This window comes from Bacillus sp. 007/AIA-02/001, assembly GCF_004634455.1.
Lineage (GTDB): Bacteria > Bacillota > Bacilli > Bacillales > Bacillaceae_G > Bacillus_A > Bacillus_A cereus.
On the sequence record NZ_SEIY01000006.1, the window covers coordinates 147,578 to 171,523 of the forward strand.

Sequence of the window (23,946 nt, forward strand, 5' to 3'; positions counted from 1 at the left end):
TTTGTAAATTCTATTAAACTAGTCTTTCCGGAATGAATGTTCATTCCCTTAGTTACACAAACATCCTTTCCTACTCTCATTTTTTAAATCTATTTAGGAATGAATATTCATTCCTTTCCTTATAAAGCTATAGAATCAAATGATTCTAATAGCGTTCCAAGAGCTTTCTTCTAATTCTTTTACTAACTCTTTCGAGTATTCTAATTGCCCTGTTGCAATTACTTTCGTTAATTTTTCTAGCGGTTGATATACAATAATAATTAAAGCAACTGGAGGCAATGGACGAAGAAAACCTTTTGCGATTCCATCTTCAATAATATTCATAAAGAAGCCTATAAAATCATCAAATATTTTCTTACTCTGTTCATCAAGAAAATAACTATCACAGTGAGAATTTGTAAATAAAAAAGCATCTACATTGTTTCTCGCAAATTCAAATAAACGGTTGTACGTATGACTAAACTGTTCACGAATATTTGCTTCAACAGGAAAATCTGTTTTTATTATTTCAGAAAGCTGTAACATACTTTTTGAAAATAATGAGTTAACAAGTGCCTCTTTATTTTCAAAATAGCGATAAATAGTACCCGCACCGACTTTTGCCTTTTCAGCGATCATTGGAATTGTCGTACCATCGTAACCACGCTCTGCAAAAAGTTGCATCGCAGCATCAAAAATATCCTCTTGTTTGTTTTTAGCCATTTTTTCCACCTCTATTTCCAGGAATGAAAATTCATTCCGTTTTTAATTATAAATTACATGGATTAAAAGTCAAGTGCGTGACAAAGTATAGTTACGTTTTAGTGAAAAAATTATATCAACGATTATTAGAATATATCAGCGCAAGTCTAATTATATCAGCGATTTTCAGAATATATCGGCGCATCTCCAATTATATCAGCGATTTTCAGGATATATCGACTTACCGACAACCAAAGAGAAAGCTGTCCCAAAAATTGTTTTTGGGCAGCCCAATTTTCTATTGAAAACTTAAAAGAAATCATAAATAAATGCTTCTCGTACCGGAACTATTTTCTCAAACGCTTGTATTTCCTCTTCACTTCCGCTAATTAATTCTAATTCATTCAGTTGTAACGGACGTTTATAGCCGAACATTATTGTAGATAACTCGTTTATATCCAGTTTGATGCCTTTATCTATTGTTTTTTCTTTTATTATTGTTATTTCATGATTTGCAAGTCTCACTGTTATGTTATTCCACGGAGCAAATGCGTCTGTAATGTTTAGGATCACTTCTTGCTGTACATTGCTCCAATTCAACTCATATTGTTTTAAGAACTGCTCTACATCTACAATTCTTCCCATAAAATATGGTTTTATTTCTGTCTTCACGCGCGGCTCTTGCAATGAATATAATAACGGTTCGCTTTCACTTACTGTCATTTCAATTTCTTTAATCATAGAATCATGCTGACAAATAAAGTTCCACAGACCATTTCGTGCTTCATTATGCAGTGGTACAAATTCTTCTACTGTCATTTTATAGTTTTCTATTTTGTATAACATGTAACCTGCTGCCTTTTTATTTTCATCATAGTAAATCGCTAATGTTAAATCATCATAAACCGCTTGTAACCACCAGTTCTTCTCTCGAACTAACATACATGAAAAACGTTCTGCAAATGCTTCATAGAGCTTCTCGACTTCTTCTGGATGATTTTCTTTATTAAAACGTTTCACAGTACCATTTACTTGTTTTTTCATCACTAAATCACTCTTACTTATATGACATTTGAGTAGATTCGCACAAAGTTCCCAGCCGTATTTACGGTAAAACGAAACAGCAAATGGATGTAACATAGAGACTGTAAAGCCATCTTTTTTCATTGTTTGAAGTGAATGTTGAAGTAGCTCTTTTACATACCCACTTCTTCTGTACTCTGGATACGTCGCTACTCCTGCAACGCCACCCATTTTAAATTTTTCTTTACCTATGTAAATATGAAACGGGATGAGGTGTAGTTTTGCAGCTAAGTCTTCCCCTTCCATAATGCCGTATATTTCATGACTTTCCTTCATTTTTGTAAGTTGCTGCTGTAATCGTTCCTCATCTACTTTATATTGAAAAGCGTATTCTGATAAACGTAATGCTTCTCTAAACTGATCTTCTTTTAATTGTATGACATTCATATAATTCTCCTCCATTCTCTGTTTGAATTGTATCATAATTCTTACTATTATAGTTCGATAAGTGAAATTACAAGGACGTTTTAACAAAAAAAGCAGATACATCACGTATCTGCTTTCCACCCTTTTTATTTAGCTAACTTTTGAAGTTCGTCAAAGAATGTAGGATATGATACACCTACTGCTTCTGCATCTTCAATAATTGTTTTTCCTTCTGCCAAACAGCCAGCAATTGCAAGCATCATTCCGATACGGTGATCACCATAACTATTTACTGTATTGCCTTTTAGAGCTGATTTTCCGTAAATGATCATACCGTCATCAGTTGCTTCTATGCGAGCTCCTAGTTTCGTTAACTCAGCAACGACTGTATCAATACGGTTTGTTTCTTTTACTTTTAATTCGTGTGCATCTTTAATTACTGTAATTCCTTCTGCTTGCGTTGCCGCTAATGCGATTACAGGAATCTCATCGATTAATCTAGGGATAATATCTCCGCCAATTTCAATTCCTTTTAATGAAGATGTTTCGATTGTAATATTTGCAGCTGGTTCTGATGCCTCTTCGTTAATTAGATCTACAGTGAACGTAGCACCCATTTTTTCTAAAACATCAATAATACCTGTACGGGTTGGATTCATTCCTACATTTTGTAATACTAGTTTACTATTTGGGATGATTGCACCTGCTACTAAGAAAAACGCTGCTGATGATACGTCACCTGGCACTTGAATGTCTGTTGCTGTTAATTTTTGTCCACCTGACAGCTTCACTGTTTTCCCTTCGCGAGTTACTTTAACACCAAATGCTTCAAGCATTCTTTCCGTATGGTCGCGTGAAATATGTGGTTCTGTAACAACTGTTACACCTTCTGCACGAAGACCTGCAAGTAAAATAGCCGACTTTACTTGTGCACTTGCAACAGGAGAAATATATTCAATTGCTTTTAAATCTCCGCCACGTATTGTTAACGGTGTAAATGTTCCTTCTTCTCGGCCGTCTATGTTTGCGCCCATTTGTTTTAATGGGTTTGTTACACGCTTCATCGGTCTTTTTGCGATAGATTCATCACCTTGTACGCAAGAGAAAAATGGTGTGTTAGCTAATATACCTGACATTAATCGGATTGTTGTACCAGAATTACCAACATCTAATACAGCTTTCGGTTCTTGTAAACCTTCTAATCCTTTACCAACTACAGTAACCTCATCACCGTTTTGCGTAATTTCTACTCCCATTTCTTTAAAACATGAAATCGTACTTAAACAGTCTGCACCGGGCAAGAAACCTTTAATTGTTGTTTTCCCTTCTGCAATAGAACCGAACATAACAGCACGGTGTGAAATGGATTTATCACCTGGGATTGTAATATTACCATTCAATCCGTTATTAACGGGTTGTATTGTTCTTTCTTTCACGTTTTTCACCTTCTCATTTAAATTGTTTCATAAGTTTGGTATTCTTCTTCTCCAAGCGCTAGCTTTGCTTTCATACGATCTTCTTCCCTTTGGAAGCTAATACGTAATACCCCAAGCAGTCCTTCACGCGCTTCTAATATTTGCAAGTTCGTAATACTAATTTCCTCGCGCGCTAAAATACTCGTAATATGAGCCAATGCCCCCACCTTATCTAATACATCGACGTATAAGTCGTGATAGGCAGGAATTGCCCCTCTCTTTCTTACTGGTAAAGAATCACGGTATTCTTTCGCATCTGCAAAATAGTTTTGAATCTCGCCTGCATCTCCGGTAGAAACTGTTTTATATAAATCTTCCATTTCAGAGATCCACTCTTTTAATAATACCATTAAATGCTCTCGATTTTGCTTTACAATATCACTCCACATTTTTGGACTACTAGATGCGATACGTGTAATGTCTTTGAAACCTCCAGCAGCTAGTTGATGAATGAGCGGATTATCTCCTGCATGTTTCTCAACTTGCTTTACTAAACCTGCTGCGATAAGGTGCGGAAAATGACTAACGATCCCTGTTACATAATCATGTTCTTCCGTATTTAAAACAAGAAAATGTGACCCTGTTCCTTTTAACCATACTTTAAGGTCTTCCACTTGTTTATTTGGCACGTGATTCATCGGTGTTAAAATGTAAAATGCATTTTCAAATAAATGTGCCTTTGCACTTTCAACTCCCGTTTTATGAGAACCCGCCATCGGATGTCCACCAATGAAAGAAACATCCTTTGAAAATAAAGCTTCCGCTTCGTTCATAATAGACCCTTTTGTACTACCAACATCAGTCACTATAACATCTTCTCGTAAACGGAATGACGCAAGTTTGTGTAATAGCTTCTTCGTTTCTTCAACTGGAGAAGCAAAAACAATTAAATGTGCCTCTTCACATGCACGCTGTAAATCAACTCCTATTTCATCTACTACGTGTAATTCTTTTGCACGCTCTACTTGCTCTTTAAATATATCGTACCCTGTTATCGTTACATCGTGCTCTTTCTTAATTGCTAATGCGAGAGAGCCTCCTATTAAACCTGTTCCAATTAATACTACCTTTTTACGCATTTGCCTCATCTCGAGACTTATTTTTTTTATTTTCAAAGTGTTGTTTTAACACTGAAATCACTCCTTCATTTTGCTCCCTTGTTCCAACTGTAATACGGACACCATTCGGGAACGGACGAATAATAAATCCTGCATGTGCACAAGCTTCATAAATCTCTCCAGCATTATCTACCGGTAAGAAGATGAAATTAGTTTGTGACGAATAAAATGGTATACCGTTTTCCTTACAGAAACTCTCGTATTGCTGTAACCCTTCTGTATTCATGTGAACTATTTCTTTAATAAACTCGTCATCACCAAAAGCAATCGTCGCTGCTTTTTGCGCTAATGAAGATACGTTAAATGGTAAACGTACGACATTTAATTTCTCAATTAGCTCTTCCTGTCCGATCGCATATCCAACGCGGAAAGAAGCTAATCCGTATGCTTTAGAAAACGTTCTAAGTACAAGAATGTTTTTATGTTTTTCTAAAAGCGGTAATGTCTCAGGGAAATCTTTTGCTGTTACGTATTCATAGTACGCTTCATCAATGACAATTAACGTATTTTCACTAATGCCTTCAATAAATTGAGTTAATTTTTGCTCATTCACATATGTGCCCGTCGGGTTGTTTGGATTACAAATCCATACGATTTTCGTATTATTATTTACCGCTGACGAAATTTCGTCTAAATCGTATACACCTTTATTTAAAGGAATTTCTTTCACTTCACACCCTTCAATAATCGCATGATGGCGGTACTGCGGGAATGTTGCACCTGCTGTTACAATGTTATCTCCCGCTCGTAATACGGCGCGGCTTATCATTTGAATGATTTCATCTAAACCACTACCACAAAGTACTTGTTCCATTTGCACATGCAACTTATCTGCGATTGTTTGACGGAGCGTTGTAGCACCTCCGTCAGGATATAAAGCATGTTCCAACCAAGAGTTTTGCAACTCTTCTAAAACTCTCGGTGAACAACCAAATGGATTTTCATTCGATGCTAATTTCACAAACGAATGATCTCCGTACACTTCTTTCATTTGTTCTGGTGATTTACCTGGTTTATATGGTTGTAATGATGATAGTTGATCTTTTACTTGCACGTTAAACCCACCTTTTTATTAAAATTCTTTTGCGTAGTTATTGTGTTGCATAATGTTTTGTTTTAATAATTCCATACGATCTTTTCCGAATTGTTCGACTAGTGCATCTGCAAGTTCCCATGCCACAACAGATTCAGCTACTACACCCGCTGCTGGTACTGCGCAACTATCAGATCTTTCAATACTCGCTTGGAATGCTTCTTTCGTATCAATATCAACGCTTGCTAACGGTTTGTATAAAGTAGGAATTGGCTTCATCACGCCTCTTACGATAATTGGCATACCTGTTGTCATACCGCCTTCTAAACCGCCGGCATTATTCGTTTTTCTCGTGTATCCTTTTTTTTCATCCCACAGAATTTCATCATGCACTTTGCTTCCTGGTTGTCGTGCCGCTTCAAAACCTACGCCGATTTCAGCACCTTTAAATGCATTTATACTCATAATTGCACCAGCAAGTTTTGCATCTAATTTACGATCGTAATGAACGTAACTACCAACGCCAATCGGCATACCTTCTGCAATGACTTCCACAATACCACCGATTGAATCTCCACTACTTTTTGCGTTGTCAATCGCATTCATCATTTCTTGCTCTACTTCTTTATCTAAACATCGAACTGGTGAGTTTTCAGTAATTGTTTGAATTTCTTCAATTGATAAGTTTGAAATATGTTTTGCTTTTACTCCACCAATTTCAAGAACATGTCCTGCAATTCCCACGCCTAATTCGCTTAAAATTTGTTTTGCAACTGCACCAGCAGCTACACGAACTGTCGTTTCTCTTGCAGATGACCGCTCTAATACGTTTCTTATATCACGATGACCATATTTAATTGCTCCATTTAAATCTGCATGTCCGGGACGTGGTTTTGTAATTGTACGTTTCATGTCTTTACTTTCTTTTTCCGAAATTGGCTCTGCACCCATTACTTTCGTCCAATGTTTGAAATCATCATTTTTTACAATTAACGTAATCGGTGATCCAAGTGTCATCCCGTGACGAACACCACTTACAATTTCAACTGTATCTGTTTCAATTTGCATACGTCTTCCGCGTCCATGACCTTTTTGTCTTCTTAATAATTCTTTATTAATATGTTCCGCCGTAAGTGTCAAACCTGCTGGTACACCTTCTAAAATAACTGTTAACTGCGGTCCATGTGATTCTCCAGCTGTAATGTATCTCATTTCTCTTGCCCCTTTACTATTTTTTTGTACAAAAAAGTCCCTACTGAGCGCTCAGTAGGGACGATGTTTATCGCGGTACCACCCTAGTTGTAGACTTCTTTCGTCTACCTCTCTTCTTCTTTAACGATCGTTCGACCGTCTTACCCTCCAAAAGTTGTCGGGAAAGATGCTCCAAGGCTGTAATTCATGCTTACCTTTGTACTGATTCACACCGACCATCAGCTCTCTTTAACAGTTAGATAAGCACTACTGTTTCCTCTTCAATGCATATATGATATGGAATTAAGATAATTTATTTTTGAAACCGTTTAACTCATCCATGAATCTATGGAATTCTGGAATGTCCATTTGTTGTGCAGAATCTGATAATGCAACTGCTGGATCTGGATGAACTTCAGCCATTACTGCATCTGCGCCAATTGCAAGTGCCGCTTTCGCTGTTGGTAATAATAAATCTCTGCGTCCAGTTGAATGTGTTACATCAACGATAACTGGTAAATGTGTTTCTTTCTTTAAAATTGGTACTGCAGAAATGTCTAATGTGTTACGTGTTGCTCTTTCGTATGTGCGGATACCGCGCTCACAAAGAATAATTTGATCGTTACCTTGCGCAATGATGTATTCCGCTGCGTTAATGAACTCATCAATTGTTGCTGCTAATCCACGTTTTAATAATACTGGTTTGTTAACTTTACCTACAGCTCGTAATAAATCGAAGTTTTGCATGTTACGTGCGCCAACTTGAATTACATCAACGTAGTCTAATGCCATTTCAACATCGTTCGGATTTAAAATTTCACTAATAATTGCTAAATCAAACTCGTCTGCTACTTGACGTAAAATTTGAAGTCCTTCTACTCCTAAACCTTGGAAATCATATGGAGAAGTTCTCGGTTTGAATGCACCACCGCGCATTAATTTTAAGCCTTGGTCTTTCATCGCTTGCCCTACTTGACGAACTTGTTCTAAACTTTCTACTGCACAAGGTCCCATGATGAACGTTTGTGTTCCGTTTCCAATCAATTCACCTTTTACATCAACAATTGTATTTTCTTGTTTCTTTTTACGTGATACTAGTAACGCTTTACGGTTATCATCTTCTTGTAACTCTAAGCTTGCTTTGAAAATCGTTTTGAAAATATGTTGAACTGTTGATGTTTCGAATGGTCCTTCGTTATGCTCTGCAATCATATCAAGTACTTCACGCTCACGTACTGGATCAAAGCGTTTCGTGCCTTGTACTTGCTTTTGCTCTCCAATTTTTTGAACAATTTCACCACGTTTGTTTAAAAGGTGTAATAGTTGTAAGTTAATTTCATCTACCTGTTTACGTAATTGATCTAATTCATGATTTGCCATTTGGAAATCCTCCTCTAATGTTTTAAAAGTATAGTAAGAGAATAAAAAATTCTCTATTTTCTGAACTGACTAATTATACAAATTTATAGTGGAATCGATACCTCTTCTTATTTTAAACTAATAATTCGTACAAAGACATGAACTACTAGTTAAAAACCCACTTTTTTGTACAAAAAAGCCCTACTGATTCAATCAGTAGGGACGATATTTATCGCGGTACCACCCTAGTTGTAGACTTCTTTCGTCTACCTCTCTTCATTGTTAACGATCATCTGACCGTCTTTCCCTTCATAAAGACAATACTATCTTTACTACGAAAAAGATGCTCCAGGACTGTAATTCGCTCTTGTTTATGTACTGGTTTGCACCAACCACCAGCTCTCTGTTACAGGGAAACAACAACTACTGCTTTTCCTTTCAATGCATGACTATTTAATTTTCAAGTTGAACCACTAAAATACAAAAAGTCCCTACTGAATAAATCAGTAGGGACGATATTTATCGCGGTACCACCCTAGTTGTAGACTAACTTTCCGTCTACCTCTCTTCACTGTTAACGATCAATTGACCGCTTTTTCCTCATAAAGACAAACTATCTTTATTACGAAAAAGATGCTCCAAGACTGTAATTCATGATTATCCCTGTACTGGTTCACACCAACCACCAGCTCTCTGTTACAGTAAGACTAACCACTACTGTGATCTCTTCATTGCACTTTGTTTATTCAAATGTTTTTGAAATTGAATAAGTATGATTCGTATTATAGAACGCTTTTCAAAACACTGTCAACAACTTTTTATATATTTTTTTAAATTCCACTTTCGTCCTATAATTCTTTTTGTAAATCACCCATTACAATTCCTATGCGAATTATTTCATTTTCTAGTAAATGTAAAACATATTCCTCTACTTCATACTGAACTAATAATTCTTTTATTTGTATGATTTCTTTTTCAAATAAAACGGCTTCGTGACATGTTTGTAGTAAAATAAAAAACACATTTGCAAACATTTCTTTATGCGCTTTCATACTTTCTTTTTTATGAAGCATTTCAATCAATAACTGCTTCATTTCCTCACCTGTACATTTACCATGTACACTTGAAAATGCACGAGACATAATACATAATCCTTTTTCTAATATTTCATCCATGTATAAAATAATACGTAAAAGCATCACATATTCTCTCGCAGTTATCTCACCCATTTTTGGTCGTTCTCGCAAAAATACGCTGAGCCAAGCTGTCCAAAACTTTTGTTGTTCTTTTACACTTAATGTTTTGACGTAATAGCATAAAAACTGCATAAACTTAATTTTATTTTCTTCATTTTCTAGTATGAGTAACGGGTATAACCAATTTGTTTTTTGCTCCCAATATAGTACACATTTAATAAATACAAAGCTAAGCCACTTCAAGAAAGCTTCTCTCGTATGCGGATGTAATACTTCCAAATGTTCTATCGCATACTTAATAAATCGCTTCATTTCTGTAAATAAAGGTAAATTTATTTGCGTGTAACATAAGCCGGCCCATGCATATTCCGTAATCTCATTTTGTTTTTTTAAATCTAAGTATGGTAACAAATATTTTCGGCACCATTGTTTTTCAATATGATATAGAAATGTAATATCTGCTATTAAACGAGCAAACATAAAGTTTGTTCGTTCCGAATTAACTCTTACTTGTTCTTCAAATAAAAATAAATATTCATATACATTACGATCGTATAAATGATCATATGATAACAACTTTAATAATACAGCCGTCATTTTTCCAACTGGATGCTGAATTGATTCATTATAAAAATCTTGTTTCCCAAGCTTAAAGTCTGTATCACTCTTCATAACTTGAGGAAACACTGAAAAAGCAAATCGTTTTACAACACGTATACTGTTCTCTTCTAACTCTTCTAGTCGATTACTAATTTCATATAGAAAACTACTAATTAACCAATGAAAAGCAGTATTTCTAACAAATTTCTGCAATAGCGGAATAATTTTTTGGATTTGCTCATTCGTCAATCCTCGATTATTTCGCCATTCTCTAATACAAACAAACCATACTTCATTACTTATTTCTTGCACTCCTACTAATTGGTATGCAAATGAAATACTCCATTCTGTGTTTAATTTACATGCTTTTGATAACATCTCTAAAAAATGGCGTTGTTCAAAAACACCATCTTGCGAAAATTGCTGAACTTGCTTCATAATTTCAACATCTTTCAGCTGCAATAATCCGTCAGCAGTTACATTACAAGTAATTCTTTCTGCTGTATCTTCTTTCTTTTGTACACTGTATCGTTCAGAATGAAAATGAGGATGCTTTTGCTTCATTAACTCATACCCATTTGCCGTAGATGGGCTATTCGAATCACACTTGAATAATAAGTCTAATACGAGACATGCATCAAATACCCTCTCTTCTGTAAGATGCTTTATTACAGTTCGAGTGACTTCTTCTTTTGTTTTTTCTAAACAATGTGCATAATGCCTTTTTAAAAGTTGAAAAACTTCGTGTTTATAAGTGAAATCTAAAAGAAGTCCTTCATGTAACAACCATTTCATTTTGTCATCTACACGAACAAAAATATTTTTATTCATCGCATCAATTGCAATTCGCTTTTGAAGTACACTATTTGCTTCTATCATTTCTGTAATATAATAATCCGCTTTTTTCTCATTGTTTTCGCATAAATAAGTTAGACACTCTTTTACAATTCGTATTAAAAATGCAAGATCATTTTGATGAAACTCTTTCTCTACATTTTCCTTATTTCTTTTTTTCAGTGCCGTTTGTCTTAACGACAACATTCTCAATTTTTCTAATCCAATCATCATAATTGGAACAGCATAATAAGCGATATATGGCCTCATCTTTTCGTTCCAAATTTGCTCCACATGAGAAAATGTAGATACTGGTAAGCGACTCGATTCCTCGAGTTCTATTGATTCTTGCGTATCATTCCCCCATTTTCTTACACGTTTCAACTTCAGTTTTCCGTCTAAAATAAAAGTTAGTAACAATAAGGCAATTTCTTTATGCTCAGGAAAAGAACATTTTTGCAGTAACTTAGAAATCTTTTCTATAGAGCTACTATCTTTTTCAGCTGTTTCTAATAAAAGGAGTGTCCACCTTGCAAACAACAGCGGGTCCATCTTACTCTTCGTTTCGTTTAAGTAGTTACAAATTGTTCTCCATAATAACGGTGATATTTTAGAATAGTTTTTATAAATTAATTGAAATAATTCTTTCTGATGACTAAAAAGAAATTGTTCCACTAACCATTCTGCAAGTAATTCATCTACTTCATTATAGTTTGGCGTAAGCATAAACAAATTTTGTAATTTACCTTCTGCTTCTAACCATTCGACCCATTCATAATCATGAGCAAATTCCACAAAGTAACGTACTGTTTCAATTTTTTTAATCGATTGCTTTATGTATGATAATTGTTCCTGTTCTACTGACGGGGGAACCGTTACAATATCCCGAATACGCATTCTTTTCGTAATATAATTATCACCCATTAATTCAGCCCAGCGTTTTACTGCTTTTACGAGGGATTGATGATTATTCACCTTATTCGGATACACAATTGGTCTTATCCCTAAATGTTCCCAGTGGTACGTATTTTCTCCTTGTGCGACAAAAGCAAATCGTCTTGTACTTGGTGGTAAACCAGTTGCTAAATATTTCATTACTGGGTCATTATGACTATATCCAATGAATAAAACGGTGTAATTTGAGAATAGATCAACTAAAAATCTTCTCGCCCACCCTTCCGTTAAGTAAGCCCTTCCAAAATCACCATCTGTTAAAATTAAAGCCTCTTTCTCCTGTTCTACATTACCATGTATATAAGCAAGACCTTTAAAAGCTCTCCCAGTCGGTAAAGCTGGAGCGTAATAAACATTGATATCTCTATTTATTTCTTTAATTGCTGTTGTAAAATGTTGATCAAAATTTGTTGTTACAATGCGGATATCTGTATCTAAAGGAAATAGCCTTGGAATTGCATAATGCAATGGATTCGGTTTTGATTTCTCTATATGAACAAGATCTCTTGCGACTTGATGTACATCTTTTGTTTTCGCAATTTTACCAAGATAATAATCATGTGGTTCTGTTATTTCACGTTTTTCGACATATAACGTTTTTGCAATTTCATCAACTAAATCATCAAAATTCGGTAAGTTTGATTTCCCTTTCATAGAAACTCCCGCTCCAACAAATAATACTAACTTTCCTTGCTCAAGGTGATCAATTAACTCATCTGGAATTTCTACTTCTGAAGTAATCCACATCCTGGATTCCCCCTTACCTAAAAATGTCATACACTCTCATTTTACTATAACATTTTTTCATTGTTTTTATAATATTTAGACTAAATTCCGAACATGAAAAAGTTTTATGTAAATAAATCCGTTATAATGTATGAACTCCAGAATTTATTGAAAAACTATGTATAAATCGGAGGTGTAAATTTTGAATGATTTCACAGTAGTGCTTATCAAGTTCATATCGTGTATTATCGCATTTAGCATTGGGCTTGCTTTATTTTTCCCTGCAACGTTTGTTCAAATTATTTCATTCAGTCTCTTTGTTACAATCGTATCCTACATGTTCGTTGATAAAATCATTTTAAATCGAATTGGCAATACTGGTGCCATTATGTCGGATTTCTTATTAACATATTTAAGCGTATGGATTTTCGGTAATATTTTATTAGACAACTATATGCAAATTGCATGGGGCAGTATCCTTTCTGCCATCGTCTTCACTTTATCTGAAGTAATCGTTCATCGCTTCTCTAACTCTCATACAAGGCACAACAATGATAACATTCGTATTAATCGCCGCTTTGCATATGGTACAGAGTTTGCTGAAGAACAAAATATATTGGATAAAGATAAAAAAAAGTAACGTTTTAATGCAGGAGCGCCCTTTTTAATTATGTGGTGCTCCTTTTTTGTATTTTTTCATTATGGTACGTGAAATTATATAAGTGATTATTTCAAAATACCGACCTACTAACAATATTTGACGCTATTTTTTCTAATGAAAACTGCCTCTTATTTAGAGGCAGCCACTTTTAAGTCTTTTACTTCAACAACATCCGCAAACGCTCCCAATACTGCGTTATGATGTTTCACAATATCTTCAGCACGTAACACTTCTGTATTAAATGTACTATGTGCATCACTCACTAACGTTACTTTATATCCTTCACTACATGCTCTGCGCGTTGTCGTATCTACACAATACTCTGTTTGCATTCCCGAAAGAATAACGTGTTCAATTCCTTTCTCTTGTAACACTTCGCTTAAGTTTGTATTATGGAATGAATCTGGAGTCGTCTTTTCAACTATATTATCTCCTTCTTGCGGAGCGATGGCCGCATGGATTCGCCATCCATCCGTACCTTTTTCTAACGGATGGTCTTTAGGACCGTTATGTTGGATATAAATAACTGGAATATCATTTGAACGACATTCCCTAATAAGCTCTTGCAGTGTTTGTAAAAACTTTCCCCCATTATGTACTGGCATTCCAGCTGTATACATACCCGCTTGCACATCAATTACGATTAATGCTTTTTTCATTTCACACATCCCCCTTTGTTTGTATAAGCCATTATTATTGTTTATATTCCATCATCCAACAATCTTCTAATTTCCCCTCATGCAACTCATGTTCCTTTAAAATCTTTACTTTTTTAAATCCACTTTTTTCATAACACTTTATTGCCCGTTCATTATTTACTTTCGGATCCATTGCAATTGCTTCTGCTCCCATTTCACCCATAATATATGTAATTGCTGCCTGAACGAGTTTTGTTCCAATTCCCTTTCCCCAATAGGCTGGTTCACCGATAAATTGGTCCATACCCCATACATTTTGTGATTCTTTATAGCCATATAACGCTTTCCACTCTGAATCCACTGGATACATTTGTATGTAACCAATCGGAATGGTATCAAATTCTATTAAACATCTTTTTTCATTACTGTTTGGACTATGTATAAAATGATCAAGCACCTTTTCTACAGATTGCGGATTATCTCGTCCTTCGTAATACCGCAGGACTGCTGGGTCCGTTAACCATTTAGAAATGATAGATGCATCATCTTCCATTACGTATCTAATCAATAAACCTTCTTTTTGAAAAAGCATATTATACCTCTATTATTCCTTTATATTTTTTCTTGCTGTTACATCTTTCATTGCACCTACTAATGCATATGGTAGTAATGTAATCGCAAAAAATGCTGTAAATACGTTAAATTGCGGGATTGTATAGAGTGTGAACCATTCAGTGAAAAATTGAGAATTTAATATTCTATTAAAAAACTCTCCGCCTGGCCTAAAGTTTGGTACCCACCCAGTTATTTCACACAAAATAAACAGTAACTGAACAATAAAAAATGCCCCTAGATAACGAAACCAAGTCCGTTTCCATATAGGTTGTGCATTTTTTAATATATCCCCCATCTTACCCCCTCCTTAAATATCCATCATATTGATTATACACTTTCCTTACTTTATTTGTTAAAATTTTCTATATAATTAATGCTGTTTGGGGGGAATACATTATGTCTAATCCCATATTTACATCCACTTTAATCATTCTTAGAGGAAACTCCGCAAGTGGTAAAACAACGATTGCAAAACAACTACAAGAACATTTCGGACAAGGGACACTTTTAGTATCACAGGATATTGTACGTAGAGATATGCTTAGAGTACACGACACAATGGGTAATTTATCACATGATTTACTATTTGAAATTACGAAGTACGGAAAAGGAAAATGTGAATTTGTTATTTTAGAAGGTATATTGAACAGTCATAGGTATGGTGAGATGTTAAAAGAATTAATTCGTTATTTTGATGAAAATGCATTTGCATATTACTTTGATTTATCATTAGAGGAAACTATTAGACGACATAACACAAGGGACAAACGACACGAATTTGGTGAAGATTCCCTACAAAAATGGTATAATCCGCACGATACTATTAAGGTTGCCAGAGAAACTATTTTTACAGATAACTTTACGCAAAAAGATATATTTGATGCAATTCTTAATGATGTTGCGATCAAAAAACAAGCCTAACATATTATGTTAGGCTTGTTATGTATTTTGTATTTCAGTTTTTATAATTAAACAATCTATACATAAATAATAGTATATATTCATTTCCCCAAACTGGAAATCAACTACTGAAATAAGTCCACGTTCCTCAATATCTTGAGTAATTGTAGCAACATATTTCATCTCTTTCGCACAAGTTGGACACGCCAAATCCTTTGGAAGATCATCATATAACGGTACCCCTAATAATCTACATACATATTCAGAACCGAACAAGTCAAAAGCTTCCCAGTAACTATCTTCATCTATAGGTATATCTTCATTTTTCATATTTATAAGCTTTACCGTTGTTTTTGGTAATGAAACTGGTAACTTATATTCCTCTTCCATTATCCATTCTTCTGTATTTTGCTGCTGTATGATTTGAACTGTTTTACCTCCATCACTTAACTGAAAATATTGCGGTTCCCACACCATCGCGCAGTTCAAGCATGAAACGAATGGTAAAATATTTAGTTCATTACTTTTAAGTTCAGCAAGTCTCCCATCTTTTAAATCAAAACAGAGAATTAATTTTTATGTTTTATTACAGATTTAGTAATAAGCCATTTAAAAATCCTATTATCCTTCTACTAAAAAAATAAAAGCCAGCCTCAATAAAGAGAACTGACTTCTATTTGGATAATTATTGTTATTATAAAATTTTCACTTTAACAGTTTGTCTTCCCCAATTCATAGCTTTACTTTTTGAACCCATTAAAACATCAATACGATTACCTTTAATTGCACTTCCAGTATCACCAGCGATAGCTTCTCCATAACCTTCTACCCATACTTTAGATCCTAATGGGATTACTTTCGGGTCAACTGCGATAATTCTCATATTCGGATTTGCCGTTAAATCATGCCCCATCGCAGTTAAAACGCGTCCACCATATGTACCATTTTCACTTGGATCAGCAGTATACGCTGTCGCTACTACCGTTAATTCACGTTTAGCAGACTGTATGTTGTTTTTAGATGCTTCTTTCGCTCTCTCTTCTTCTTTAGCTTTTGCTATTTCTCTTGCTTTTTCTTCTTCTTTAGTTTTTGCTATTTCTCTTGCCTTCTCTTCTTCTTTAGCTTTTGCTATTTCTCTTGCTTTTTCTTCTTCTTTAGCTTTTGCTATTTCTCTTGCTTTTTCTTCTTCTTTAGCTTTTGCTATTTCTCTTGCCTTCTCTTCTTCTTTAGCTTTTGCTATTTCTCTTGCCTTCTCTTCTTCTTTAGCTTTTGCTATTTCTCTTGCCTTCTCTTCTTCTTTAGCTTTTGCTATTTCTCTTGCCTTCTCTTCTTCTTTAGCTTTTGCTATTTCTCTTGCCTTCTCTTCTTCTTTAGCTTTTGCTATTTCTCTTGCCTTCTCTTCTTCTTTAGCTTTTGCTATTTCTCTTGCCTTCTCTTCTTCTTTAGCTTTTGCTATTTCTCTTGCCTTCTCTTCTTCTTTAGCTTTTGCTATTTCTCTTGCTTTTTCTTCTTCTTTAGCTTTTGCTATTTCTCTTGCTTTTTCTTCTTCTTTAGCTTTTACTATTTCTTGCGCTTTCGGTTCTTCTTTGACTTTTTCCTCTTCTTTAGGCTTTACTATTTCTTGCGCTTTTACTTCTTCTTTGACTTTTGCCTCTTCTTTAGGCTTTACTATTTCTTGCGCTTTTACTTCTTCTTTGACTTTTGCTTCTTCTTTAGGCTTTACTATTTCTTGCACTTTCGGTTCTTCTTTAACTTTTACTTCTTCTTTGACTTTTACCTCTTCTTTAGGCTTTACTATTTCTTGCGCTTTCTCTTCTTTTTTAACTTTTACTTCTTCTTTGACTTTTAACTCTTCTTTAGGCTTTACTATTTCTTGTGCTTTCGTTGTTTCTTTCGCTTTTGCTACTTTCTGCGTCTTTACTTCTTTCTTTTCTTTAACTGATTTTTGTACTTTCGCTACTTGCTTCGTTTTCTCTTCAGTTTTCTTTTCAGTTGGTGCTGTACTTGATAGGAAAGAAACGTTTGCATAAGCAGTTTTTCCTTTATACTCAAATTGCAGCCATCCGTCTTTTACTTGATGCGTTGATTCAATTACATCATCTTTTTTTAGTCTGCCAAGAATTTCTGAATCCGTGTTTGCTTCAGTGCGTACATTTAACAAATTCGCCGTTACATGATATACATCTTTTGTAAACTCCGAACTTACAAACACTTCTTTACCATTCAACTCAATTTTTGACCAGCCATCTTCGGTATTTATGACTTTTAACTCTTGCCCATTCTTTACTTTTTCGACCACTTTTGATTCTGTAGTCGGTTTTTCACGTACGTTAAGTACATCTGCTGTTACAATTGTTTCTGCGGTAGCAGTTGTGGTAAACGCTCCCAATCCAAAAACAGTTGCTGTTGCTGCGCCAATTACTTTTTTCATATTAACCTCCATTAAATTTTTTTGAATTTTATCAAATGCCTCCGTAAAATTGTATAATTTTACATAATATCAAAACATTTGCAACAGTATATTAATATTGTTTAATATACTGTTATTAAAACTCCTTACTCCAATACTATCAAATTCTCATTTCTAATTCTATATATTATAAATCTCCTTATCTTTTATAAAAGGCTCCATACCCTTCTTCACACTAAATAGTTGTGGCAATTCCCGCCAAAAATAAACTTACGATTGCTAAAATTTGAGTAGCAACAATAGCCCCTCTTAAATGAAACTTATAATCTTTATATCCTTTCATACCTTCCGTACTAGGAATCACAACAAACCTTGGAGTAATCCAGCAAAAAATTAGCCAATCAATTATAAGTAAATCTACTAAATTGAAAATCATTAAAATACCAAAAGTGTGTAAATAGGCATCCATATACATTAATTTTTCATGCTTATGTAGTATATATGTAGAAATGAAAGGAGTACCGAAAAGAATAGTATTATATAAAATATTAAAATAAATGGTTTGCTTTTTTTCATGAATCGATTTTGGAAAAACTACTTTTTGAATATCTTTCGGATAATCAGTTAATGAAAGTCGAGGATTATAATATAAGGACCCTAAAATCATTACAGATAGTACAATAGACATGATGACACCAACGTACATCATTTGCTCAAATTGATTCATATGCTGTATTCACCCTTTTCTGTAATTACTATGATGGTCATTCACTTAATTACATATTGTATGTACGTACATAATCAAAAATTAACAACTAGCTTTAATAGCGAAGCAAACAGATGTAAACGTACTAAAAGCAATTATCGATCCGAATAATATCCCTTCTCGCAAAATTTTACTAAGTGTAGGTTTTACATCGGAGAAAGTTTGTGAGATTGATGGATTACCTGGGGAAATTTTGAGCACATACATATAATTCCAAAAAGGCAGCGCTACTTATGTAGCACTGCCTTTTTCTTTATTGGAATAATCCTTTTCCTTTATTCATTTACTTATAAAGTATTGTCAGTTCTTCTTTATGTTCTGTATTTCCACATTATAAATATTTCACGTCAAGGAGAGATGACTGAAATGAATAATCAAAAAATTGAACTTACTGGTCGTATCGTTACACCTAATGATCCTGATTATAATTCAGCGCGTGAAGAATTCAATACATTCTTCAACAAATTTCCGTTAATCATTGTTTTTGCTCAAAATACACAGGATGTAGTAAACGCTGTTCGCTGGTCAAGGCTACATAACGTTCCTATACGCATGCGCTCTGGACGTCATAATTATGAGGCATTATCCGTCAGTAATGCTGGTCTTGTAATTGATGTAAGTGAAATGAAACAATTAGAAATAGATCACAATAATGGAACTGTAACTATCGGGACTGGATGGAGAAATATTTCTTTAATTGAAACACTTGCAGCTGAAGGGTTAGTTGTGCCGAGCGGTGTTTGTCCTACTCCCGGGATTGCAGGTGTTACTTTAGGTGGCGGACATAGTATTCTCTCTCGTCCGTTTGGATTAACTCTCGATCATTTACTTGAATTAGAAATGGTAGACGCGAATGGTTGTATAATACGCGCTAACGCCAAGTGTAACTCCGATCTCTATTGGGCTTCGCGCGGTGCTGGTGGTGGTAACTTTGGAATATGTACTTCGTTTAAGTTTCGAACACATAAAATTAATACGGTAGGATTTGCAGAAATAAGCTGGGGGATATCAGATTTAAAACCTGTATTAACCTCTTGGCAAGAATATACGCTACCTTGCGCTAATAAACGATTTACAACTACTCTTTTTATGTCTGCAGGATTAGAACCATCATTATTAATGCAAGGTGTATTTCTCGGTTCTGTACAAGAATTGCAGTCGCTACTACAGCCATTACTAGAAGCTGGTTCACCAATGCAAGTAACTATCGAAGAAATACCATGGACAGAAGCAGCAGCGAAAATAGCTGAAAAGCAACCTGCAACACCTTTACCATTTAAAAGTGTTGGTCCATATGTATATGAACTATTACCAGAAGAAGGACTATCCATTATCGATCACTTTATTAATAATGCACCTCCCTTTTCCACCACCTCCGTATTTTTCCACGGATTAGGCGGTGCTGTTGCTGAGGTGCCAAATGAGGCAACTGCTTACTTTTACCGAAAAGCACTATCAAACATGTCAATATTCGCTACTTGGGAGCAACCAGAAGGTGCCGCTGGAAGTATTCGATGGGTTGAAGACTTCCGCTTAGCGATGCTTCCATTTACAAAAGGTGTCTACGTTAATACGCCTGACCTATCCATTAAAAATTGGCCAGATGCATACTTCAGTTGCAACTTTGACCGATTAATGGAAGTAAAAGCGAAATATGATTCGAAAAATATTTTTAACTTTCCGCAAAGTATTCCGCTTTTTTAAACTATATATTACACCTAATATATTAAAATATAAAACATCCATTTTTTAAATGGGTGTTTTATAAATAAAGTTTACATAATATAATTATTGGTTAATTCTTTTACTAAATATCTATTCAACAATCCAAAGTAACACTTTCTCAAACTCTTTTTTGGACAACATACTTTCGTTTATATAGCCATTCTTTTAATTGTACTTCATCCAAAGCTCCGTTCCCCTCTCATGATCCTTCACACTATATTCGCTCGTTTTTCACAAAAGGTTCATTTTACATGAAAATTTATTTATTACAATAAAAATATAAGGTATATTTTTATGAAAAGGAGGAATTCAAGAATGAATACAGAGGATAAAATTTACGCTGAAAAAGTGTTAAAAAATCTCTTTATCGGATCACAAGTTGATGGATTACAATTATCCCTCCTGAATCTTTAGCAATTCTCTATGAAACAGTTACATCTTCAAAGTTCTTCAGAAAATCTGATGAGCTGAATGAGTTAGCTTCAAAAATTGTACAAGCTGCAGCAGAACAGAAGTACATGATCCATTATGGGGTTTAAATGTAATTCAAAAAATGCTTAGGATTTCTCCGAAGCATTTTTTGTATGTTACTAATACATTTATTCCTTAACCATTTAGTCAATGCTTGAGCCTATGGTCCCTTCTTTTACAAGTGAGGGCGCCCCTATTAATCTAAATAAGCGTCTCATTTCCAATCTTCCAGCTAAACCATCTCCCATGCCCTTCTGTTTCTCCAACCGTTTCACGATATTCATTTCCGTTAATATAATAATCAATATGAAGGTCACGATCCCACATGTTGTTATACAGGTGGAATACATCACGTTTTGCGCCAATTTCTTGTATTTGTTTTTCTAACTTATGTTTTACTTGTTCTTGTATTTGATTTGCGACGTGTGTATGGAAAATACAAATAACAGCTTCTTCACTTATTTGTTCAATAATAGATGATAATAGCTCTACACCGTCTCCTTCTATTAATTGGACAGATTCATTTTTCACTAAAGATGCAGCTTGATCAAACATCTCAAACCTTTCTTTATGCTCTGGCCAAATTAAAGCACGTAACCATAAATAATCTTCCTCATTATGTAAATCATTCACATGTAAGTCCAGTCCGATTCTTTCTACGACAGATGGGCTTTCTTTTAGAAAATGCGGCACATTCTCCCCTCTTATTTCAGAAGTTACATGCACATTTGAATCTATATTTCCGTACATTTCATCCGTCCCGTACGAATAACGATATTGGTCCCAGAACAGTTGCAACCCAGAACTTGTCCCAATTTCAATTAACGCTAACGGCTTCTTCACTTTGTTAAATATGTAGCAGAAACTTGGGTATAAGTATGCGCACCGTCTTACTTCATTTGTTTGAACGAGTTTCGTTTGTAACAAAGTAATGATTTCTTCTCGGTACTCTTTACAGAAATCTTTAAAATGATTAAAAGCTTTATCTAAATTTGTATCAGCATTTTCAACTAAACTACTATAATACGTTTTTAAATGATGTTCTTTCCCTGCTAGCAATAAATAATGTACTGCACCTAATAGTAAGTTTGGGACTGGTTGACCTACCTGAGCATAGGACGATAGTGTAAGTACTTCCTCATCTTCAGCAATTTTCATTGATAAATATTCATATAAATCACTTGACCCTTTACATTCCTTTATTGAAAAGTTTCGAAATAAGTTTGAAATTTGTTCTTTTGTACACATTAGAGTCCCTCCTTTTTATTTTTCAGAATAATCTTACCATTACAGAAAGAATAATCCCATAAAAAGGTACTCGATTTAGTCACTTAAGGATACGTAAGCTTTTTCGAGATAATTTCAAACTGTAATTTTTTTCTATTTACCACCTTAAAAGAGCTTGTTAAATAAGATTTTTAGCGAATAAAACGTTAAATAGTTTAAAATTATCAGATAACACTAGATATTTTAGTCTATTAATTATTATAATAGAGTATGAGATGGTTATATAATTGAGACAAAAAAGGTATACACCTAGGTGGGGCCTAGGCGGTGTTTCTCTTTTACGGCTTAGACATAGAAAACACCTACACTTTTTTGCCAATATAGGGGATGGAGAGATTATCATGAGCAACATGCAGCAAAAAACAGACGTTATCTTAATTGGTGCAGGAATTATGAGTGCAACGTTAGGCTCATTACTAAAAGAATTAGCACCAGAATGGGAAATTAAAGTTTTTGAAAAACTCGCAAGTGCCGGGGAAGAAAGCTCTAACGAATGGAATAATGCAGGTACAGGGCATTCTGCGCTATGCGAACTGAACTATACTTCCGAAAAAGCTGACGGATCTATAGATATTAGTAAGGCTGTAAAAGTGAATGAGCAATTCCAGCTTTCAAGACAATTTTGGGCATATCTTGTAAAGAGCAAATTAATTCGTAATCCACAAGATTTTATTATGCCACTACCTCATATGAGTTTAGTACAAGGGGAAAAAAATGTTGAGTTTCTAAAAAACCGTTTTGAAGCGCTTTCAAAAAATCCACTGTTTCAAGGAATGGAATTTTCTGATGCTCCTGAAACATTAAAAAAATGGCTTCCACTCATTATGGAAGGTCGCACATCTAATGAACCGATGGCGGCAACGAAGATTGACTCTGGAACAGATGTTAACTTCGGTGCATTAACACGTATGTTGTTTGATTACTTAAAAACAAAAAATGTCGAGCTAAACTACAAGCATAGTGTTGAAAATATTAAGCGCACGAAAAATGGTTTGTGGGAAGTAAAAGTACACGATATGAATAGTGGTAAAATTGAGCATCATACTGCTAAATTCGTCTTTATTGGCGGCGGTGGTGGTAGCCTACCTCTACTTCAAAAGACTGGTATCCCTGAATCAAAGCATATCGGTGGCTTCCCAGTAAGTGGACTATTTATGGTATGTAAAAACCAAAAAGTTGTAGAGCAGCATCATGCGAAAGTGTACGGTAAAGCTAAAGTTGGCGCTCCGCCAATGTCTGTACCTCATCTAGATACGAGATATATAGACAATAAAAAAGCTTTACTGTTTGGACCATTCGCAGGCTTCTCACCTAAATTCTTAAAAACTGGCTCAAATCTTGACTTAATCGGTTCTGTAAAACCGAATAATGTCTTAACGATGTTAGCCGCTGGTGTAAAAGAAATGGGACTTACAAAATACTTAATTCAGCAAGTTATGTTATCACATGAAAAACGTATGGAAGAATTACGCGAATTCATTCCGAACGCGAAAAGTGAAGATTGGGATATTGTAGTTGCTGGACAACGTGTACAAGTAATTAAAGATACTGATGCTGGCGGTAAAGGAACACTTCAATTTGGTACAGAAGTAGTAAGTGCAGCTGACGGCTCAATCGCCGCATTACTAGGCGCATCACCAGGTGCTTCTACTGCTGTTCACGTCATGCTCGAAGTATTAGAAAAATGTTTCCCAAGCCGCATGGTAGAATGGGAAGAAAAAATAAAAGAAATGATTCCTTCATATGGCATTTCACTAACTGAAAATCCAAGATTGTTCCAAGACCTTCACACTTCTACTGGTCGTACACTTGGATTAAACGAAAAAGAAACTGTTCATAATTAATGCAGAAATAAAA

18 protein-coding genes, 3 pseudogenes and 3 other annotated features are annotated in these 23,946 nt (G+C 34.8%); of the genes and pseudogenes, 6 read left to right on the forward strand and 15 right to left on the reverse strand.

Annotated features, from left to right (window positions below):
* Nucleotides 1–135 precede the first annotated feature (135 nt).
* The 8 genes from ES895_RS15340 to ES895_RS15375 all read right to left on the reverse strand — a co-directional run bounded on the left by ES895_RS15340 (nucleotide 136) and on the right by ES895_RS15375 (nucleotide 12,637).
* Entirely contained in the window at nucleotides 136–702 is a 567-nt protein-coding gene (locus ES895_RS15340; RefSeq protein ID WP_001107303.1) for a TetR/AcrR family transcriptional regulator, read from the reverse strand.
* 288 nt (nucleotides 703–990) lie between these two features.
* Nucleotides 991–2,151, reverse strand: coding sequence for a GNAT family N-acetyltransferase (locus tag ES895_RS15345; RefSeq protein ID WP_001100934.1), 1,161 nt, complete (start codon nucleotides 2,149–2,151; stop codon nucleotides 991–993).
* 125 nt (nucleotides 2,152–2,276) lie between these two features.
* Nucleotides 2,277–3,566, reverse strand: coding sequence for a 3-phosphoshikimate 1-carboxyvinyltransferase (aroA, locus tag ES895_RS15350; protein ID WP_000664634.1), 1,290 nt, complete (start codon nucleotides 3,564–3,566; stop codon nucleotides 2,277–2,279).
* A gap of 17 nt (nucleotides 3,567–3,583) precedes the next feature.
* Nucleotides 3,584–4,684, reverse strand: a complete 1,101-nt coding sequence (tyrA, locus tag ES895_RS15355) for a prephenate dehydrogenase (RefSeq protein ID WP_001228131.1) — start codon at nucleotides 4,682–4,684, stop codon at nucleotides 3,584–3,586.
* Nucleotides 4,677–5,777, reverse strand: coding sequence for a histidinol-phosphate transaminase (hisC, locus tag ES895_RS15360; RefSeq protein ID WP_001197276.1), 1,101 nt, complete (start codon nucleotides 5,775–5,777; stop codon nucleotides 4,677–4,679). The genes tyrA and hisC overlap by 8 nt, the downstream gene beginning before the upstream one ends.
* A gap of 18 nt (nucleotides 5,778–5,795) precedes the next feature.
* Entirely contained in the window at nucleotides 5,796–6,968 is a 1,173-nt protein-coding gene (aroC, locus tag ES895_RS15365; protein WP_001269429.1) for a chorismate synthase, read from the reverse strand.
* Nucleotides 6,969–7,021: 53 nt separating this feature from the next.
* Nucleotides 7,022–7,241 (reverse strand) — a binding site (T-box leader).
* Nucleotides 7,242–7,250: 9 nt separating this feature from the next.
* Nucleotides 7,251–8,327, reverse strand: coding sequence for a bifunctional 3-deoxy-7-phosphoheptulonate synthase/chorismate mutase (locus ES895_RS15370; RefSeq protein ID WP_135238462.1), 1,077 nt, complete (start codon nucleotides 8,325–8,327; stop codon nucleotides 7,251–7,253).
* Nucleotides 8,328–8,521: 194 nt separating this feature from the next.
* Nucleotides 8,522–8,757 (reverse strand) — a binding site (T-box leader).
* 54 nt (nucleotides 8,758–8,811) lie between these two features.
* Nucleotides 8,812–9,047, reverse strand: a binding site (T-box leader).
* Nucleotides 9,048–9,154: 107 nt separating this feature from the next.
* The gene (locus ES895_RS15375; RefSeq protein WP_000265207.1) at nucleotides 9,155–12,637 is read right to left on the reverse strand and encodes a DUF4020 domain-containing protein; all 3,483 of its coding nucleotides are present in this window, start codon (nucleotides 12,635–12,637) and stop codon (nucleotides 9,155–9,157) included.
* Between the two features lie 181 nt (nucleotides 12,638–12,818).
* Between ES895_RS15375 and ES895_RS15380 the strand changes: the two genes are divergently transcribed.
* The gene (locus ES895_RS15380; protein ID WP_000997702.1) at nucleotides 12,819–13,256 is read left to right on the forward strand and encodes a YndM family protein; all 438 of its coding nucleotides are present in this window, start codon (nucleotides 12,819–12,821) and stop codon (nucleotides 13,254–13,256) included.
* 149 nt (nucleotides 13,257–13,405) lie between these two features.
* On the opposite strand, the gene ES895_RS15390 is transcribed toward ES895_RS15380, so the two are convergent.
* The 3 genes from ES895_RS15390 to ES895_RS15400 are packed head-to-tail and all read right to left on the reverse strand — an operon-like array spanning nucleotide 13,406 to nucleotide 14,825.
* Nucleotides 13,406–13,936 carry a cysteine hydrolase family protein gene (locus ES895_RS15390; protein ID WP_000709540.1) on the reverse strand — a complete coding sequence of 177 codons (531 nt, stop codon included), beginning with the start codon at nucleotides 13,934–13,936 and terminating at the stop codon, nucleotides 13,406–13,408.
* Between the two features lie 34 nt (nucleotides 13,937–13,970).
* Nucleotides 13,971–14,507, reverse strand: a complete 537-nt coding sequence (locus ES895_RS15395; protein ID WP_000898772.1) for a GNAT family N-acetyltransferase — start codon at nucleotides 14,505–14,507, stop codon at nucleotides 13,971–13,973.
* Between the two features lie 12 nt (nucleotides 14,508–14,519).
* On the reverse strand, nucleotides 14,520–14,825 hold the full coding sequence (locus ES895_RS15400; protein ID WP_000502342.1) for a YfzA family protein: 306 nt from the start codon (nucleotides 14,823–14,825) through the stop codon (nucleotides 14,520–14,522).
* A 101-nt stretch (nucleotides 14,826–14,926) separates the two neighbouring features.
* Here ES895_RS15400 and ES895_RS15405 point away from each other — a divergent pair, with 101 nt between their 5' ends.
* Nucleotides 14,927–15,451, forward strand: a complete 525-nt coding sequence (locus ES895_RS15405) for a kinase (protein ID WP_000070079.1) — start codon at nucleotides 14,927–14,929, stop codon at nucleotides 15,449–15,451.
* 18 nt (nucleotides 15,452–15,469) lie between these two features.
* Here ES895_RS15405 and ES895_RS15410 read toward each other — a convergent pair.
* The 3 genes and pseudogenes from ES895_RS15410 to ES895_RS15420 all read right to left on the reverse strand — a co-directional run.
* Nucleotides 15,470–16,000 (reverse strand): annotated as a pseudogene (locus ES895_RS15410) (hypothetical protein); the annotation flags it as partial.
* 124 nt (nucleotides 16,001–16,124) lie between these two features.
* Nucleotides 16,125–17,861 (reverse strand): cell wall-binding protein EntB, encoded by a 1,737-nt coding sequence (gene entB / locus ES895_RS29975; protein WP_135238463.1) that lies wholly within the window; start codon nucleotides 17,859–17,861, stop codon nucleotides 16,125–16,127.
* 214 nt (nucleotides 17,862–18,075) lie between these two features.
* Nucleotides 18,076–18,567, reverse strand: coding sequence for a hypothetical protein (locus ES895_RS15420; RefSeq protein WP_001071234.1), 492 nt, complete (start codon nucleotides 18,565–18,567; stop codon nucleotides 18,076–18,078).
* Between the two features lie 85 nt (nucleotides 18,568–18,652).
* Between ES895_RS15420 and ES895_RS15425 the strand changes: the two are divergent.
* From ES895_RS15425 to ES895_RS29780, 3 genes and pseudogenes are all read left to right on the forward strand, one after another.
* Nucleotides 18,653–18,817: pseudogene (locus tag ES895_RS15425) on the forward strand (GNAT family N-acetyltransferase); the annotation flags it as partial.
* Between the two features lie 155 nt (nucleotides 18,818–18,972).
* Nucleotides 18,973–20,310, forward strand: coding sequence for an FAD-binding oxidoreductase (locus ES895_RS15430; protein ID WP_135238464.1), 1,338 nt, complete (start codon nucleotides 18,973–18,975; stop codon nucleotides 20,308–20,310).
* A 407-nt stretch (nucleotides 20,311–20,717) separates the two neighbouring features.
* Nucleotides 20,718–20,870 (forward strand): annotated as a pseudogene (locus ES895_RS29780) (short-chain dehydrogenase); the annotation flags it as partial.
* Between the two features lie 133 nt (nucleotides 20,871–21,003).
* On the opposite strand, the gene ES895_RS15435 reads toward ES895_RS29780, so the two are convergent.
* Nucleotides 21,004–22,050 carry a DUF2332 domain-containing protein gene (locus ES895_RS15435; RefSeq protein ID WP_000337436.1) on the reverse strand — a complete coding sequence of 349 codons (1,047 nt, stop codon included), beginning with the start codon at nucleotides 22,048–22,050 and terminating at the stop codon, nucleotides 21,004–21,006.
* A gap of 380 nt (nucleotides 22,051–22,430) precedes the next feature.
* On the opposite strand from ES895_RS15435, the gene ES895_RS15440 reads away from it, so the two are divergent.
* Nucleotides 22,431–23,933, forward strand: coding sequence for a malate:quinone oxidoreductase (locus ES895_RS15440; RefSeq protein ID WP_000069138.1), 1,503 nt, complete (start codon nucleotides 22,431–22,433; stop codon nucleotides 23,931–23,933).
* The last annotated feature ends 13 nt before the right edge of the window (nucleotides 23,934–23,946 follow it).